The following is a 15661-nucleotide window of genomic DNA, read 5'->3' as shown; positions in this document are numbered from 1 at the left end:
ATTCTCTTGTCGCTCAGCCCTTGGTTTCCGGCGCGGCAGTCGCACCAGCGGGATGTCCCGAACCCGCCTTGTTCTTTTCCAGCACCGCTTCGGTGATGGAATTGGGCAGGCGGCGCGGGGTCTCGATCAGGCCGAGCACCGGCAGGACGACCAGGAAGAAGGCGAAGTAGAACAGCGTCGAGCCCTGCATGGCCGGAATATACCAGCCTTCCGCCGGCTTCGAACCGAGCCAGCCGAGGAAGATGGCATTTGCGGTGAAGAGCCAGAAGAACAGCTTGTACCAAGGGCGATAGACCGCCGAGCGCACTTTCGAGGTATCCAGCCATGGCAGGATGAACAGCATCGCGATTGCACCGAACATGGCAAGCACGCCGCCAAGTTTCGAATCGATCGGCCCGATGTTGAAGGTGATGGCGCGCAGGATCGCGTAGAACGGCAGGAAGTACCATTCCGGAACGATGTGGGCCGGCGTCTTCAGCGGGTCGGCAACCGTGTAGTTGTCCGGATGGCCGAGATAGTTCGGCATGTAGAAGATGAAGTAGGCGAACACCAGCAGGAACACCACCATGCCCAGCGCATCCTTGACGGTCGCGTAAGGCGTGAAGGCAACGGTGTCGGTTTTCGACTTCACCTCGATGCCGGTCGGGTTGTTCTGTCCGGTGACATGCAGCGCCCAGACGTGCAGCACGACGACGCCGGCGATCATGAACGGCAGCAGGTAATGCAGTGCAAAGAAGCGGTTCAGCGTCGGATTGTCGACCGCGAAGCCGCCGAGAAGAAGCTGCTGAATCCAGTCTCCGATCAACGGAATGGCGGTGAAGAAGCCGGTGATGACGGTGGCGCCCCAGAAGGACATCTGACCCCACGGCAGCACATACCCCATGAAACCGGTCGCCATCATCAGCAGATAGATGATGCAGCCCAGCACCCACAGCAATTCGCGCGGGGCCTTGTAGGAGCCGTAGTACAGACCGCGGAAGATGTGGAGATAGACAGCGATGAAGAAGAACGACGCACCGTTGGAGTGCATGTAGCGCAGGAGCCAGCCGCTGTTGACGTCGCGCATGATCTTTTCGACCGAACCGAAGGCGAGGCTCGTGTCGGAGACATAATGCATCGCCAGCACGATGCCGGTGATGATCTGCGACACCAGCATGATCGACAGAATGCCACCGAACGTCCACATGTAGTTCAGGTTGCGGGGCACCGGATAGGCGATGAAGGAATCATAGACAAGCCGCGGCAGCGGCATGCGTGCGTCGAACCAGCGTCCAAGACCGGTCGTTGGCGTATAGGTCGAGTGTCCCTCGCTCATGGAAATGTCCCCCCTGCCTCAGCCGACGCGGATCTTGGTATCGGAGATGAATGAAAAGACCGGAACGGCCATGTTCTCGGGTGCCGGTCCCTGGCGGATGCGACCCGCCGTGTCGTAGACCGAGCCGTGGCACGGACAGAACCAGCCACCATATTCACCCTGCTGGCCAAGTGGAATACAGCCGAGATGGGTGCACACGCCGATCATCACCAGCCAGTTCTCCTTGCCCTTGCCGGCGGAGCGGTCAATGTCATTGGCTGTGGCATCCGAGGGAAGGTTGGCGTTGCGAGCAAGCGGATCCTTCAGCTGTTCGAGCTTGACCTCCTGCGCGGCCTGCACTTCTTCCGGCGTGCGATTGCGAATGAAGACGGGCTTGCCACGCCACTTCACCGTCAGGGACATGCCGGGCGTCAGCGAGGACACATCCACCTCGACCGAAGCCAGTGCCAGCGTGGAAGCATCGGGACGCATCTGATCGATGAACGGCCATGCGACCGAGGCCGCGCCAACCACGCCGGCCATGCCGGTGGCTATGTAAAGAAAATCACGGCGATTGGGATCATGGGTTTCGTCGGTTGCGCTCACGGCTGCCTGGTCCTTTCGCCTCTTCCGTACCGAAAGGCGAGCCCCTGTCCCGCTTGAGCATCCCCGCTCAATCCGCACCCGCCCGACAGCGCATGGCAACAGGCTAGCGAATTCCTCCGGCATTTGGATTTCGGTTTATGCGTGCGGCCCGTTTTTGTCCAGTCGGGTGAAGACTACAGGGCAGATTGTCGCGGGGAGAAATGCCGCGCCGGAAAATGATCCTATGCCGCCCCCAGCCTGACGAGCACTTCGCGTGGTATCTGAAGATCTCGGATCACCGCGTCATGGCGCCGGAAACCGCACAATTCACGCTGGATGAACCAGGCATAGACCAAACCGGCCGTCTCCTTGAGCAACTTTGCCCTGTCTGCCTCGTTGCCGGCATGGTTTTTAAGCTGCAACAGTGCTTTTTCGGCACGTTCACCCGCTCGGCCGAGCGCTGCAGCCTTCTCCGCCAGCACCTCGTGCCCCAGCGCATCGAACATCGCCTCGGCCAATGAACCGCTGGAGGAGCCCGAGTAACCCGAAGGAGGCCTAAGCGTCATGATTCACCCTTTCACGTGTCGCCCGATACCTGCCGGATGCCATGACAACTCACTCCGCTGCGCTTGCGGCGTCCAGTGAGTCGTCGCCGCTGAACAGGAAACCGCCAGACTGCCGCTTCCATAGCCGCGAATAAAGGCCGTCGGCGGCGACCAGTTCCTCATGGGTTCCCTCTTCGACGATTCGGCCCTTGTCCATGACCACCAGGCGATCGAGGGCAGCTATGGTGGACAGCCGGTGCGCGATCGCTATCACGGTCTTGCCCTCCATCAGCTGATAGAGATTGTCCTGGATCGCCGCCTCGACCTCCGAATCGAGCGCCGAGGTCGCCTCGTCGAGGATGAGGATCGGCGCATCCTTCAACATCATGCGGGCGATCGCCACGCGCTGCCGCTGTCCGCCGGAAAGCTTGACACCGCGTTCGCCGACCTGCGCCTCGTACCCCTTGCGGCCGCGCGGGTCCTCGACATCCACGATGAAGTCATGCGCGGCAGCACGCATGGCCGCCTCCACGATCTCCGCTTCGGAAGCACCCTCGCGGCCATAGCCGATGTTGTCGCGGATCGAGCGATGCATCAGCATCGCTTCCTGCTGACCACGCCGAACTGCGCGCGCAGCGAAGCCTGGGTCAGGTCGCGGATATCGCGACCGTCGATCAGGATACGGCCCTTTTCGACATCGAACAGCCGCAGCATCAGGTTGACGATCGTCGTCTTGCCGGCCCCCGAAGGTCCGACGATCGCCACGCGCTCGCCGGGACGGATATGCAGGCTCAGATTGTCGATGACGCCGCCTTCCTTGCCATAGTGGAAAGAGACATCTTCGAAACGGATGTCGCCGCTGGCACGCGGCAGCACCGCGGCATCCTCGGCATCGCGGATCGCCGGCGTCACCGAGATCGTGCGCGTGGCATCCTGCACGGTGGCGTAGTTGCGCACCAGCCCGTTGATGTTGAACATCATCCAGCCCGACATCTGATTCAGCCGGAAGACGAGACCGAGTGCTGCGGCGATCGCGCCGGTCGAGATGTGGCCCGACGTCCAGTTCATGACAGCGATGATGGCGATCAGGCTCATCATGATGCCGTTGAGGACGGCGACCGAAGAACGGACGGTGGTGATCGCCCGCGTCAGCCGCACCACCGCAGTCAGGAAGCCTTCCAGCCCGTCGCGGATATAGGCGTGCTCGCGCTTGCCGCTGTCGAACAGCTTGACCGCCACGATGTTGGTGAAGGCGTCGACAAGGCGCCCGTTGAAGACCGAGCGCTGGTCGGCGGTCTCGCGGCCGGCGCGCCGCATTTCCGGCAGCAGGAACCAGACGATGGCGGCATAGCCCGCGAACCACAACGCCACGACGACGCCCATCAGGGGATCCAGCGACATCAGGATGGTGATTGCCAGGATCAGGAAAGTCAGGAACGACCACATCGTCTGCAGCACGTTGATGATGAAATCCCCGACGGCTTCGCCGCCCTGCATGATCTTGGTCGCAATGCGGCCGGCGAAATCGTTCTGATAGAAACCGTAGGGCTGCTGGATCACACGCCGGAATGCCTGCCAGCGCACCATCGAGTAGAAGCCGGGCACCACCACCTGCTGTTCGACCACCGCCGAAGCAATCATGATGACCGCGCGTACGACCAGGATCAGCAACAGCAGCCCGACCAGCGCCGGCCAGTGATCGGCAAGCAGGGTGGCGGGTGAAGACTTGTCGAGCAGGTCGATCAGCCAGCCGACCGACCAGTACATGGCCGCATCCACCGCACCGGCCAGGCCACCGGTGATCAGCAGCAGCACAAAGGCGCCCTTGGCCTGATTGGCAAAGTAGAGAATGAACCGCCAGGCGTCCGCCGGCAGCACTTCACGATCCGTATCGCTGAACGGGTCGATGGCACCTTCGACGGAGCGCCAGATGCGGTCACGGAAACGTCCGCTGGTCACGTATCGGTGTCCTCACTCTTGGCATCAGGAACCTGAATCAAGGCATCAATTGCCACGCGCATCCTTTTGTTCCGATTCACGTCTTCGCGAGAGCGACCTTCGGCGCGGATCGGAGCGACGGATGTGCCGTCTCCTGTCGCATACAGTCGCCTGGCGCCCTAGAGCATTTTGTAGCCAAGTGGAATCACTTGGCGTTACAAAACGCGACGAAAACAAAAACTTGGAGCGTTTCCGCGTTTCCGTGAAAAACGGAAACGCCCTATGTCATCGCTCCGCCGCCTCTTCGACCACCCCCGCATTCGTGACGGCGACAGGCTCCTGTGCAGGATCGTCGCGCAGCAGGAAGCCGCCCGACTGGCGCTGCCAGAGTTGGGCATAGATGCCACCCCTGGCGACCAGTTCGTCATGGGAGCCTTGCTCGATGATACGGCCTTGATCCATCACCACCAACCGGTCCATCGCCGCGATGGTCGAGAGTCGGTGAGCAATGGCAATCACCGTCTTGCCCTCCATCAGACGATACAGGTTCTCCTGGATCGCCGCCTCGACTTCCGAATCCAGTGCCGAGGTTGCTTCGTCCAGGATCAGGATCGGTGCGTCCTTCAGAACCACCCGCGCGATCGCGATGCGCTGGCGCTGCCCGCCGGAAAGCTTCACCCCACGCTCGCCGACATGGGCATCGAAGCCGTATCGTCCCTCGCGGTCCACCAGTCCGGCGACGACATCGGCCACCTGGGCTGCATCCACAACCCGCGCGATGTCGGCGTCCGTCGCATCCTGGCGTCCGTATTTCAGGTTCTCGCGCACGGAGCGATGCAGCAGCGAGGTGTCCTGGCTGACGAATCCGATCGCGGCGCGGACACTCTCCTGCGTCACGTCACGCACATCCTGTCCATCGATCAGGACGCGGCCATCCTGAACGTCGTAGAGGCGCAGCAACAGGTTCACCAATGTCGATTTGCCGGCGCCCGATCGCCCGACGATCCCGACCCTCTCGCCCGGCGCGATTTTCAGCGACAGGTTTTCGATAAGCCCGCCCTTTCCGTCCTTGCGCCCGTAATTGAAGTTGACACGATCGAGTTCGATCGCGCCCCTGGTCACCTGCAAGGCTTCGGCGTTGGGCCTGTCGAACATTCTGATCGGCCTGGCAATCGTCGTCATCGAGTTGGCAGCCGTACCGATCTGGCGGAAGATGTTGCCGCCCGCATCCAGTATCCGGTAGGAGATGCCCGCAATCTGCAGCGCGAAGGGAATGGCGGTGGCCACTGCCGCAGCACTCATTCCGCCCGCGCTCCAGCGCGCCAGCGCCAGCCAGCTGATGGCAACGAGCAGGCTGGCATTCATGACGAACAGGGCCGACCACATGCCGGTGAACACCCGCATCAGCCGGTAGAAGGTCTGGGCGTGTTTCACCACCGCTTGTGAAACATACCTGTCCTCATGTTCGCCGGTCGAGAACGTCTTCAGCGTCAGGATGTTGGTATAGCTGTCGACAATGCGGCCGCTCATGACAGACCATTCCTCCGAAAGGTCCGTCGAGCGCCGCGCGATCAGCGGCATGCAGTATCTGAGCAGCACACCATAAAGCACCAGCCAGACGGCGATCGCCGCGACGAGCGTCACGTCGAACTGCGCCAGCACGGTGATGGCCACGACGACGAACACCACCGCATACCAGACGGTATCGATGGTCAGGTTGACGGCGATCTCGATGGAATCGCCGCTCTGCATGACCTTGGTGCCGATGCGGCCGGCAAAATCGTTCTGGAAGAACGTCCAGTCCTGCCGCGTGACATGCCAATGGCTCTGCCAGCGGATGAGATCGATGAAGTTGGGGGCGATCGCGTGGTTGCGCACAAGCGCGTCCAGCACGATGGTGAGCGGTCGCAGGAAGACGACGCCTGCCATGACGGCCAGCGTCGTTCCATGCTCCAGGAAGAAGCTGCGCGGATCCGAACTCGCCAGCATGCCGACAATGATGCCGACGAAGATCGGCAGCATCGCGTCCACGATCGCGCCGGCGGCGACGAACAGCATGCGCATCGCGAAACCGGCACGGAACTGCATGATGAAATAGCGGAAAAAGTTCCACAGCCCCATTGGCGGCTGACGCTCTTCAGCCAGCGCGATGGGCGAGTAGCGGGTCTCAAACCACTCGAAAACTTTGGCGAACATCTTCTTCACTCATGCGGGCTTGAGTCCCTGGGGATTACAGGCCCCAGGGACTCTGATAGTTTCGTTTTCCGTTCCGGACCTCGCCCAGCATCGTCTTTCGGACAGCCCAGGATACCCATCCGTTCCGGCTGGAGCGGAGACGCGGTCTATTCCGCCGCCTCGTCCGTCACCTCGAGCTTCATCTTGGCTGCGGGTTCGTGGCCGGGGTCGTCATGGAGCAGGAACCCACCCGACTGGCGCTGCCAGAGCTGGGCATAGAGTCCGCCCCTGGCGACCAGCTCGTCATGCGAACCTTCCTCGATGATGCGGCCCTGGTCCATGACCACCAGCCGATCCATCGCTGCGATGGTCGACAGGCGATGCGCGATGGCAATCACCGTCTTGCCCTGCATCAACTTGTACAGGTTCTCCTGGATCGCCGCCTCGACTTCCGAATCGAGCGCGGAGGTCGCCTCGTCCAGGATGAGGATCGGCGCGTCCTTCAACATGACGCGTGCAATCGCGATACGCTGGCGCTGTCCGCCGGAGAGCTTCACGCCGCGCTCGCCGACATGCGCGTCAAAGCCCTTGCGGCCCTTCGCATCCGACAGCCCGCCGACGAAGCCGAGTGCCTCGGCACGTCGCGCGGCCTCGAGCATTGCCTCTTCTCCAGCCTCGGGACGACCATAGAGTATGTTGTCGCGCACGGAACGGTGCAGCAGCGATGTGTCCTGCGTGACCATGCCTATATGGGCGCGCAGCGAATCCTGCGTGACATCGGCGATGTTGTCGCCGTCGATCAGGATGCGGCCGCCCTCCAGGTCGTAGAAGCGCAGCAACAGGTTGACGAGCGTCGACTTGCCGGCGCCCGAACGACCGACAATGCCCACCTTCTCGCCCGGCTTCACCGTCAGCGACAGGTTTTCGATGACACCCTTCTGCTTGCCATAGTGGAAACGGATGTCGTCGAAACGGATCTCGCCCTTGCTGACCTCGAGGTCACCGGCGCGCGGCTTGTCTTCGACCAGCCGAGGCATCGAGATCGAGCTTATGCCATCCTGCACGGTTCCGATGTTCTCGAACAGGCCTGACACCTCCCACATGATCCATTGCGACATGCCGTAGAGGCGCAGCACCAGGCCCACCACCACCGCCACGGCACCCACGGTCACGATCTCGTGCAGCCAGAAGCCGATCGCCATCGCGCCGACAGCCAGCAGCAGCAGCGAGTTCAGCAGGTACACCACGATGTAGAACTTGCTGATCAGCCTGCCCTGCGCGTAGGCGGTGTCGAGGAACTCGGTCATGCCTTCACGCGCGTAGTCGGACTCGCGCCGTCCATGCGAGAACAGCTTCACGGTCTGGATGTTGGTGTAGCTGTCGACAATGCGGCCGGTCATGACCGAACGCGCGTCGGCCTGCGCTTCCGACACCTTGCCGAGGCGCGGAACGAAATAACGCAAGGCAACAAGATAGGCGAGTAGCCACAACACGATCGGTGCCGCGAGGCGCCAATCTGCCGAACCGACGATGAACAGCATGCCGAGGAAATAGACGACGACGTAGTTCAGGACCTCGGCGAATTTCAGCACGGTTTCGCGCACGGCAAGCGCCGTCTGCATCAGCTTGGTGGCGATGCGTCCGGCGAATTCGTCCTGGTAGAAGGCCATCGACTGCTTGAGCAGATAGCGGTGCACCTGCCAGCGGATGCGCATCGGATAGTTGCCGAACAGCGTCTGGTAGGTGTTGAAGGACGAAAGCGTCACTGCCGCCGGCAGCAGGATCGCGATCACCAGTGCCATGCCCGCCAGCTTCCACCATTCGGTCTGCAGGAACGTTTCCCGGTTCTGAGCCGACAGCCAGTCGACGATGTGACCAAGGAAGCCGAACATCCAGACTTCCAGGAAGGCGATCAGCGCCATCAGCACCGTTGCCAGCAGCACGAACGGCCATGCCGGTTTGGTGAAATACCAGCAGAAAGCCCACAACGTATTCGGCGGCTCGACCGGCTCTGCAGCCGGAAACGGGTTCAGTTTCTTTTCAAACCAGCGGAACATGGTTTCGTACTCTAATAAGGAATGGGATCGCGCGCAGCCTTATGCTGCGCGCGATAGGGTCATGATTTCGCGATCGTCTTCGGCTCGTGGCATTGCCGAACCGGCACTACGGGCGCCATCGATATGTGCACCGGAATGCTCGGTTCCGCTACGCTCACCCTCCTGGAAAGCTGCAGCAGGAGATTCCGTCTTTACCAGACGAGGTCGCAGCAGCCGGATGAAACGACGCACCAGCGACGGCCGGCCCGGAACCGGAACAGCGCGCGAGAAGTCGACGTCCGGCAGCATGCCGCGATGCGGCCTGCGACGCATTTCGGCGTGGACCGCCGAGGAACGGGTTTCACCGACCAGCAACGCCCAGGTCGCCAGTTTGCGGTCGTGCAGGCTGCGGGAGCCCGGTATCTTAAAGGGATCGAACATGGGTCCGTCCTCCATTGAAAAGAACAGGTCGAAAGATGGATTGCGCGCGCCGGCGGAATGCGAACCGGGAGCGCCAAACGGTTGAGACTGGTTAAACTCGGACGGGACCGGAGGTCCCTTGGACAGATGAGAAAACATCGCAGGATTCCCTTGGTTGCCGGAAGGAAGGTCCGGCTGGAATCGGTGCGATTGGGCCTAAAGAGTTAGGAGAAACGTCGAACCGAGCCAGCCGTCGGGCATACGCCCCAGGCGAGAAAGCGTGCATTACGCATGGTCATCATTTCCATGAACGCCTCCGTCGGCTCGTGTTGACAATGCCGGCCTGATACACGCATTCGCAGAAAATGACCAGACGCCAGTCCAGCAATCGCCGAAACCACGGGACGCCTGTGGCCGATCTGCCACGCACTTTGCGATCAGGACCTGCGGCAGAACTTGAGAACACACGGAAATGAAGCACGGTCTGCGCGTCGCGCTCTACCAGCCGGATATCGCCGGCAACACCGGGACAATCCTCCGCTTCGCAGCCTGCATGGGCCTTGCTGTCGATATCATCGAACCGGCCGGCTTCGACCTCTCCGACCGCAATCTCAGGCGCGCCGGCATGGATTATCTCGAAATGGCGGCGCTGACCCGCCATGTCGACTGGGCGGGCTTCGAGGATTGGCGACGAAGCGAAGCGCGCCGGCTGGTGCTGCTGTCGACCAAGGCGGCAGTGCCCTATACCGATTTCATTTTCGACAGGAACGACGTCGTGCTGTTCGGGCGCGAATCGGCCGGCGTGCCCGAGGCCGTTCACGACACCTCCGATGCCCGCCTGCTTATCCCGATGCAGGCCGGCGCTCGCAGCCTCAATGTCGCGCTTTCGGTGGCCATGGTTGCCGGCGAAGCGCTGCGGCAGCTTGGATGATGCGTCACCGACCGCCTTGGCGACCGCTTTCAATCCTCCTGGTTCGGTAAGTTGCTGCCGTCGGCTTGTTCCCGGATGACTCTGCGACAGAGCCCAGCCTGTTTTACACATCGCTCCAACCTTCGTTCCCGAAGGTCATTGTTCTAAAAGTTCAAGTTAACTTGAAGTCAAGCGACGAATTCAGTGGGGTTTATCGGCACGGCGCTCTGATCATCTGTTTTGAAGGACCTTCACCCGGATATTGGCACGCCAACGGCGCTCAATCCGCTGCCGGCAGCCTGCGGATGGTGAACTCGATCACATCACCAGGGCGCTCGAACCAGCTTTCAATGCTGGTCCAATAGGCCTGTTTCGGCCAGCGCTCGAACCATTCCTTGGCCTTCAGCCTGGCATCGGTGCGCGGCAGGACGAAGGTCTCACGCAGGAAGCCATCACGCGGCGTTGCCTCGGCGCGGGCCCGATCCAGCCTCTTTTTGAGGCCATCCAGCGGTGGTCTTGATGGAGTACGCATGAAAGAACTCCTTGACCCAACGTCTCAAGAGATTAGGGATCGCGCCCGAAAAAGACGAGTCATTTGTCGGGCAACCATGCCCGCGAGCGGAGATGGCAGTTGGAAAGACCCGAAATACCGGTCGGCTTGCCGGCAGACATCCAGGACAGGAAGGAACGCGCGCGGACATGGTTCGAGGAATTGCGCGATCGCATCTGCACCGCCTTCGAGGCGATCGAGGACGAACTGACCGGCCCGCAGTCTTCCTGGGCGCCGGGACGCTTCGAGCGCACTCCCTGGCAACGCGAAGAAGGCCGAGGCGGTGGCGGCGTCATGTCGATCATGCACGGACGCGTCTTCGAAAAAGTCGGCGTGCACGCCTCGACTGTCCACGGTGAATTCTCGCCGGAGTTTCGCAAGCAGATACCGGGTGCCGAGGAGGATCCGAGCTTCTGGGCAAGCGGTATTTCGCTGATCGCACACCCCTGGAACCCGAATGTGCCCGCCGTGCATATGAACACGCGCATGGTCGTCACCTCCCGGCACTGGTTCGGTGGCGGCGCCGACCTGACGCCGGTGCTCGAGCGCCGCCGCACCCAGGATGACCCCGACACGCTCCGCTTTCACCGGGCCATGCAGTTCGCCTGCGAGAAACACCTCACCGTCGCGGATTATGCGAGGTTCAAGGACTGGTGCGACGAATATTTCTTCCTGCCGCACCGCAACGAAGCGCGTGGCGTCGGCGGCATCTTCTTCGACTGGTTGCACTCGACTGAGGAAAAGGGCGGGTGGGAGGCGGACTTCCGCTTTGTGCAGGATGTCGGCCGTGCCTTCCTGGTCGTCTATCAGCACCTCTTGCGCGGCAATTTCAATGAGAACTGGACCGATGGCGACCGCGACGAGCAGTTGGTGCGGCGCGGCCGCTACGCTGAATTCAATCTGCTTTACGACCGTGGTACGCTGTTTGGGCTGAAGACGGGCGGCAACGTCAATTCCATCCTGTCCAGCCTGCCGCCACAGGTGAAATGGCCCTAGAGCACTTCCAGGAAAAGTGCGTAGCGGTTTCCGTCCACAATTGCGAAACACAAGAAGTTAGAGCGTTTCCGCGTTTCCGTGAAAAGCGGAAACGCTCTAGGCTGCCGCATCCCGGCAATCACAATGTCCCTGCTCCGCCGTTTTCGAAGCAACCAAAATGGCCGGCGCGTGTTATGCTGGACGTTCCAGATGACGAGATAGGAGGACTCCGATGAAGGAATTCCATTGCGGCTCGCTGGTCCCCGGTTGCGAATGGCACACCCGCGCCGAGGAAGAAGCCGAAGTCATGCGCCGGGCCGTCGAGCACATGCGCGAGACCCATGGCGAGACCATCATCCGTGAAACCATGATCGAAGCGATCCGCTCGCGCATCGACAAGGTCCGCGACGCGGCCTGACCAGGCGCGTCGAACGTCCCTAGAGCGTTTCCGTTATGAAACGCTCTAGCTTTTTTGTTTTACGCAATTCCGGACGGAAAACCGCTACGCACTTTTCCTGGAATTGCTCTAATCCGCAAGCATCTCGGCGGCGCGTTCGAGCAGCGCGCCGCGGTCGGGCTGGAAGCCCTTGCCGATCCATTCGCCTTCCAGATTTTTGAGCAGGGTTCCGAATTTCGGTCCCGGCGGCACGCCGAGGGCGGAAATATCCGCGCCTTTGATCGGAAACACCGGCTTTTCCCACTTTTCCGCAAAGCCAAGCAGGCGCGCGTAGCCGCCGACGTCGGTCAATGCCGCACTGTCATGCGCCGCAACGCGCGCACGCGCCGAAGCAAGCGACAACTTCAACCGGTCCACGACAGACTGGCGATCGCCAAGATAAAGTGTCTTGGCCAATGTGCCTTCCGTCATCTTCACCTCGATCGCCGGTGCGAGCGCCCAGCGCTGCAGCCGGTTCCCCTCATCGGTCGAAAAGCGCAACCGCTCGGCAAGGGTTTTCATGCGCGCGGCGTCCGGCGGCACGATCGCCTCCAGCCTGAGCAGCGCCTCTGCGGGCCAGCCGAGATCGCGCTCGGCGGCGACCAGCCCGTGAATGGCGTCGATGCCCCATTTCTCGCTTTCCGGCAGCACACGCGACAGCACTCCGGCCTGGCGCATCCACAGCAGCGCCCGCGAAGGGTCCGGCGCCGACAATAGCTTCTTGAGCTCTGTCCAGACGCGTTCGGCGGAGAGTTGGTCGAGTCCTTCCTTCAGCCGGGCACACGCCTTCAGACCTTCCGCATCCGGACGCCCTGCCCCATACCAGGCGAAGAAGCGGAAGAAGCGCAGAATGCGCAGGTAATCTTCGCGGATGCGCTTTTCGGCATCGCCGATGAAACGCAACCGACGGGCTTCGATGTCGGCGATGCCGCCAATCAGGTCGATGACCGTACCGTCGGCCGCGGCATACAAAGCGTTGATGGTGAAGTCGCGCCGTTCCGCATCCGCTTTCCAGTCGCGGCCGAACGACACCTTGGCGTGACGGCCGTCAGTCTCGACATCAGCGCGCAGCGTCGTCACCTCATAGCCCTTACCCGATGCAACGACGGTGATCGTGCCGTGATCGATGCCGGTCGGCACTGCCTTGAATCCGGCAGCCCTGGCACGCCGCATCGTTTCGTCGGGCAATGTGGTGGTGGCGACATCGATGTCGGCCACGGGCTCGCCGATCAGCGCATTGCGAACCGCACCGCCGGCGACGCGCGCTTCCTCGCCATCGCTCGAGAGTGTTTCGAGCAACCGCTTGAGATGCTTGTCGTTGAGCCAATCGGCCTTGTCTGCGATGGAGACCTGGCTCATCAGGCATACAGCCTTTCATAAAGGGTGCGGATGATCCCGGCCGTGACACCCCAGATCCGCTGCCCGTCATAGGGCATTTCATAGAAGAACCATTCGAGATCGTTCCAGAAGCGGCTGTCACGGCGATGGTTGGCCGGGTCCATCAGGAAGCCGAGCGGCACCTCGAAGGCGGCATCGACCTCGTCGCTGTTCAAGGTCAGGGAAAAACCCGGCCGCACGATCGAAAGCACCGGCGCGATGCGGTAGCCGCTGCCCGAGACATAGTCGGGCATGCGCCCGATGACCTCGATGAACTCGCGTCCGAGCCCGACCTCCTCGTCGGTCTCGCGCAATGCCGCGAATTCGGCTGAGCGGTCGCCACTGTCGATACGGCCGCCTGGAAAGGCGACCTGCCCGGTGTGGCTGCGCAATGTCTCGGCACGTTTGGTAAGCAGGACAGTCGCCTGCGCGCCCCGGTCGACCACCGGGATCAGCACCGCCGCGTCGCGCAGCGGTTCGCTGCGCTTCAGGCGGGGATGTCCTGGATTGAAACGATGGTCGCCATCCTCGTCCGGATGGACGATGAAATTGTCCTCGCGTGCCGCCCTCGCCCGAAAATCGGCAGCCGAAAACAACGAAGGAACCGGCTGATCCATCAGCTGCTCAACTCCGCAAGCCGCGCCATCGGCATGATCGGGTAGGTCTGTTGGTTCGAGCGCACCGCGAACATGGCAACGCCATCGACATCGATCTCTTCGCCGTGCCCGACCAGTTCATACATCACGGCACGCGACACCAGCGCCTCCAGCCGACCGCGCACCAGGACGTAGGGCTTCAGCCCGCCGGTCTCGGCTTCGTCCACGAAACGCAGCGGATTGGACGGTCCGACCTCGACGACATCGCCGACATTGGTGCGGAAGGTGATGACCTGGCCGTCTCCGGTGCCGGAGACATTGACCTCGACCGCGACAAAGGGAGCGTCGATCACCCGGATACCGACCCTTTCGACGGGCGTGACCAGATAGGTCCTGCCGTCGTCATCCTTGCGCAGCACGGTCGAGAACAACTGCACCAGCGGCATCCGGCCGATGGGGGTGCCCAGATAGAACCAGGTACCGTCCGACCGGATCTCCATGTCGATATCGCCGCAGAAAGGCGGATTCCACCGCTCCACCGGCGGCAGCCCCTTGCCGGCGCGGGTCGCGCGGGCGACCAGCGCTTCCAGTCCGCGCGCGTCGGCGACGGCGGTCAGGCTGTCAGGCGTTTGTCCGGAAGCTTCGGTCATCGTCACGAAATAGTCACTGTTGTTGCGCTTGTCAGCCTTACACGGTCAAATAAGCTCGGGGCCAGAGCCCGGCGACGGCCGAATCGCGGCATAATAAGCGCTGAGATGATGCGGGGCCCATGTTTACGACAACACGGGTGTCCCCAACGACAAGGATCGATGCCTCATGAGCGTGATGGTCAAGGAAAGCCCGATCGACGAAAAGCAGATGATCGCCGAAGCAGAAAAGGCGCTTTCCGATATCTCGCGCATCCGTGATGGCGTCGGCAAGGTTATCTTCGGCCAGGAAAGTGTCATCGAACGCACATTGGTCGCGATCCTGGCCGGTGGCCATGCGTTGCTGGTTGGCGTGCCGGGCCTCGCCAAGACCAAGCTGGTGGAGACACTGGGTGTCGTGCTGGGTCTCGACGCCCGCCGCATCCAGTTCACGCCGGACCTGATGCCTTCCGACATACTGGGTTCCGAAGTGATGGAGCAGGATGACATCGGCAAGCGCTCCTTCCGCTTCATTCGTGGCCCGATCTTCGCGCAACTGCTGATGGCGGACGAGATCAACCGTGCCTCGCCGCGCACGCAGTCGGCGCTGCTGCAGTCGATGCAGGAATACCATGTCACCATCGCGGGTGCGCGACACGACCTGCCCGCTCCCTTCCATGTGCTCGCAACGCAGAACCCGCTGGAACAGGAAGGCACATACCCGCTGCCCGAGGCACAGCTCGACCGTTTCCTGATGCAGGTCGACATCCTCTATCCCGAAATCGAAGCCGAACGGCGCATTCTGCTTGAGACAACCGGCGTCGACGAAGCGAAGCCCGGGAATGTGCTCGACCCGGCAAGGCTGCGTGACATCCAGACGTTGATCCGCCGCATGCCGGTGCCCGAGAGCGTTGTCGAAGCGATCCTCAAACTGGTGCGGTCCGCCCGTCCAGGCCAGGGCGACGCCGAGACCGACAAGAACATCGCCTGGGGCCCGGGTCCGCGCGCCAGCCAGGCATTGACCCTGTGCGCCCGCGCCCGCGCGCTTTATGACGGGCGCCTTGCGCCATCCGTCGACGACGTCAGGGCCCTGGCGGAGCCCGTATTACAGCACCGCATGGCGCTGACCTTTGCGGCACGCGCGGAAGGCATGAGCGTGCGCGACGTGGTGGCCAAGCTGACCAAGGGACTTTAGCGG

The 15661-nt window shown here is 62.0% G+C and carries 14 protein-coding genes and 1 pseudogene; 4 read left to right on the top strand and 11 right to left on the bottom strand.

All coding sequences use genetic code 11. The features are described 5' to 3' along the window. Window positions 1-13 precede the first annotated feature (13 nt). The 7 genes and pseudogenes from ACFJIU_RS03865 to ACFJIU_RS03835 all read right to left on the bottom strand — a co-directional run bounded on the left by ACFJIU_RS03865 (window position 14) and on the right by ACFJIU_RS03835 (window position 9014). A complete protein-coding gene (locus tag ACFJIU_RS03865) occupies window positions 14-1315 on the bottom strand; it encodes a cytochrome bc complex cytochrome b subunit (RefSeq protein WP_379067659.1) in 1302 nt (433 codons plus the stop codon). Window positions 1316-1333: 18 nt separating this feature from the next. Further along, on the bottom strand, window positions 1334-1837 hold the full coding sequence (gene petA / locus ACFJIU_RS03860) for a ubiquinol-cytochrome c reductase iron-sulfur subunit (RefSeq protein WP_245488630.1): 504 nt from the start codon (window positions 1835-1837) through the stop codon (window positions 1334-1336). Window positions 1838-2121: 284 nt separating this feature from the next. After that, on the bottom strand, window positions 2122-2445 hold the full coding sequence (locus ACFJIU_RS03855) for a DUF6665 family protein (protein ID WP_379067657.1): 324 nt from the start codon (window positions 2443-2445) through the stop codon (window positions 2122-2124). A 49-nt stretch (window positions 2446-2494) separates the two neighbouring features. Beyond that, a pseudogene (locus ACFJIU_RS03850) lies at window positions 2495-4383 on the bottom strand (ABC transporter ATP-binding protein). 264 nt (window positions 4384-4647) lie between these two features. Continuing rightward, window positions 4648-6558 carry an ABC transporter ATP-binding protein gene (locus ACFJIU_RS03845; RefSeq protein WP_379067655.1) on the bottom strand — a complete coding sequence of 637 codons (1911 nt, stop codon included), beginning with the start codon at window positions 6556-6558 and terminating at the stop codon, window positions 4648-4650. A gap of 146 nt (window positions 6559-6704) precedes the next feature. Further along, the gene (locus ACFJIU_RS03840) at window positions 6705-8594 is read right to left on the bottom strand and encodes an ABC transporter ATP-binding protein (RefSeq protein WP_379067653.1); all 1890 of its coding nucleotides are present in this window, start codon (window positions 8592-8594) and stop codon (window positions 6705-6707) included. Window positions 8595-8633: 39 nt separating this feature from the next. Further along, window positions 8634-9014, bottom strand: coding sequence for a hypothetical protein (locus ACFJIU_RS03835; protein WP_379067651.1), 381 nt, complete (start codon window positions 9012-9014; stop codon window positions 8634-8636). A 451-nt stretch (window positions 9015-9465) separates the two neighbouring features. Between ACFJIU_RS03835 and ACFJIU_RS03830 the strand changes: the two genes are divergently transcribed. Next, entirely contained in the window at window positions 9466-9924 is a 459-nt protein-coding gene (locus ACFJIU_RS03830) for a tRNA (cytidine(34)-2'-O)-methyltransferase (RefSeq protein ID WP_379067649.1), read from the top strand. Window positions 9925-10183: 259 nt separating this feature from the next. Here ACFJIU_RS03830 and ACFJIU_RS03825 read toward each other — a convergent pair whose 3' ends face one another. Continuing rightward, window positions 10184-10435, bottom strand: coding sequence for a hypothetical protein (locus ACFJIU_RS03825; RefSeq protein ID WP_129413806.1), 252 nt, complete (start codon window positions 10433-10435; stop codon window positions 10184-10186). Window positions 10436-10534: 99 nt separating this feature from the next. Here ACFJIU_RS03825 and hemF point away from each other — a divergent pair, with 99 nt between their 5' ends. Together hemF and ACFJIU_RS03815 are read left to right on the top strand one after the other, a co-directional pair. Continuing rightward, window positions 10535-11449, top strand: a complete 915-nt coding sequence (gene hemF, locus ACFJIU_RS03820; protein WP_379067647.1) for an oxygen-dependent coproporphyrinogen oxidase — start codon at window positions 10535-10537, stop codon at window positions 11447-11449. A 211-nt stretch (window positions 11450-11660) separates the two neighbouring features. Further along, window positions 11661-11846 (top strand): DUF1059 domain-containing protein, encoded by a 186-nt coding sequence (locus tag ACFJIU_RS03815; protein ID WP_054310583.1) that lies wholly within the window; start codon window positions 11661-11663, stop codon window positions 11844-11846. A 108-nt stretch (window positions 11847-11954) separates the two neighbouring features. On the opposite strand, the gene ACFJIU_RS03810 is transcribed toward ACFJIU_RS03815, so the two are convergent. The 3 genes from ACFJIU_RS03810 to ACFJIU_RS03800 are packed head-to-tail and all read right to left on the bottom strand — an operon-like array spanning window position 11955 to window position 14487. Next, the gene (locus ACFJIU_RS03810; protein ID WP_379067645.1) at window positions 11955-13223 is read right to left on the bottom strand and encodes a CCA tRNA nucleotidyltransferase; all 1269 of its coding nucleotides are present in this window, start codon (window positions 13221-13223) and stop codon (window positions 11955-11957) included. Further along, window positions 13223-13858, bottom strand: a complete 636-nt coding sequence (locus ACFJIU_RS03805) for a CoA pyrophosphatase (RefSeq protein WP_379067643.1) — start codon at window positions 13856-13858, stop codon at window positions 13223-13225. The genes ACFJIU_RS03810 and ACFJIU_RS03805 overlap by 1 nt, the downstream gene beginning before the upstream one ends. Further along, window positions 13858-14487, bottom strand: coding sequence for a DUF1285 domain-containing protein (locus ACFJIU_RS03800; RefSeq protein ID WP_379072946.1), 630 nt, complete (start codon window positions 14485-14487; stop codon window positions 13858-13860). Before ACFJIU_RS03800 ends, ACFJIU_RS03805 begins: the two co-directional genes overlap by 1 nt. Window positions 14488-14653: 166 nt before the next feature. Between ACFJIU_RS03800 and ACFJIU_RS03795 the strand changes: the two genes are divergently transcribed. Then, on the top strand, window positions 14654-15658 hold the full coding sequence (locus tag ACFJIU_RS03795) for an AAA family ATPase (protein WP_379067641.1): 1005 nt from the start codon (window positions 14654-14656) through the stop codon (window positions 15656-15658). Window positions 15659-15661: the final 3 nt, after the last annotated feature.

This window comes from Mesorhizobium sp. UC74_2, from assembly GCF_042701485.1.
In the GTDB taxonomy this organism is placed as follows: Bacteria; Pseudomonadota; Alphaproteobacteria; order Rhizobiales; family Rhizobiaceae; genus Mesorhizobium.
Note: the sequence above shows the minus strand (reverse complement) of the source record. Positions and strands in the feature narration are given on the sequence as shown.

What these genes read in the sequence shown, in the direction of transcription:
- ACFJIU_RS03825 (WP_129413806.1), bottom strand. Translation starts at nt 10,435, where the DNA reads ATGCGTACTCCATCAAGACCACCGCTGGATGGCCTCAAAAAGAGGCTG.
- ACFJIU_RS03865 (WP_379067659.1), bottom strand. Translation starts at nt 1,315, where the DNA reads ATGAGCGAGGGACACTCGACCTATACGCCAACGACCGGTCTTGGACGC.
- ACFJIU_RS03795 (WP_379067641.1), top strand. Translation starts at nt 14,654, where the DNA reads ATGAGCGTGATGGTCAAGGAAAGCCCGATCGACGAAAAGCAGATGATC.
- ACFJIU_RS03815 (WP_054310583.1), top strand. Translation starts at nt 11,661, where the DNA reads ATGAAGGAATTCCATTGCGGCTCGCTGGTCCCCGGTTGCGAATGGCAC.
- ACFJIU_RS03855 (WP_379067657.1), bottom strand. Translation starts at nt 2,445, where the DNA reads ATGACGCTTAGGCCTCCTTCGGGTTACTCGGGCTCCTCCAGCGGTTCA.
- petA (WP_245488630.1), bottom strand. Translation starts at nt 1,837, where the DNA reads ATGGCCGGCGTGGTTGGCGCGGCCTCGGTCGCATGGCCGTTCATCGAT.
- ACFJIU_RS03835 (WP_379067651.1), bottom strand. Translation starts at nt 9,014, where the DNA reads ATGTTCGATCCCTTTAAGATACCGGGCTCCCGCAGCCTGCACGACCGC.
- ACFJIU_RS03800 (WP_379072946.1), bottom strand. Translation starts at nt 14,487, where the DNA reads ATGACCGAAGCTTCCGGACAAACGCCTGACAGCCTGACCGCCGTCGCC.
- ACFJIU_RS03805 (WP_379067643.1), bottom strand. Translation starts at nt 13,858, where the DNA reads ATGGATCAGCCGGTTCCTTCGTTGTTTTCGGCTGCCGATTTTCGGGCG.
- ACFJIU_RS03840 (WP_379067653.1), bottom strand. Translation starts at nt 8,594, where the DNA reads ATGTTCCGCTGGTTTGAAAAGAAACTGAACCCGTTTCCGGCTGCAGAG.
- ACFJIU_RS03810 (WP_379067645.1), bottom strand. Translation starts at nt 13,223, where the DNA reads ATGAGCCAGGTCTCCATCGCAGACAAGGCCGATTGGCTCAACGACAAG.
- ACFJIU_RS03845 (WP_379067655.1), bottom strand. Translation starts at nt 6,558, where the DNA reads ATGTTCGCCAAAGTTTTCGAGTGGTTTGAGACCCGCTACTCGCCCATC.
- ACFJIU_RS03830 (WP_379067649.1), top strand. Translation starts at nt 9,466, where the DNA reads ATGAAGCACGGTCTGCGCGTCGCGCTCTACCAGCCGGATATCGCCGGC.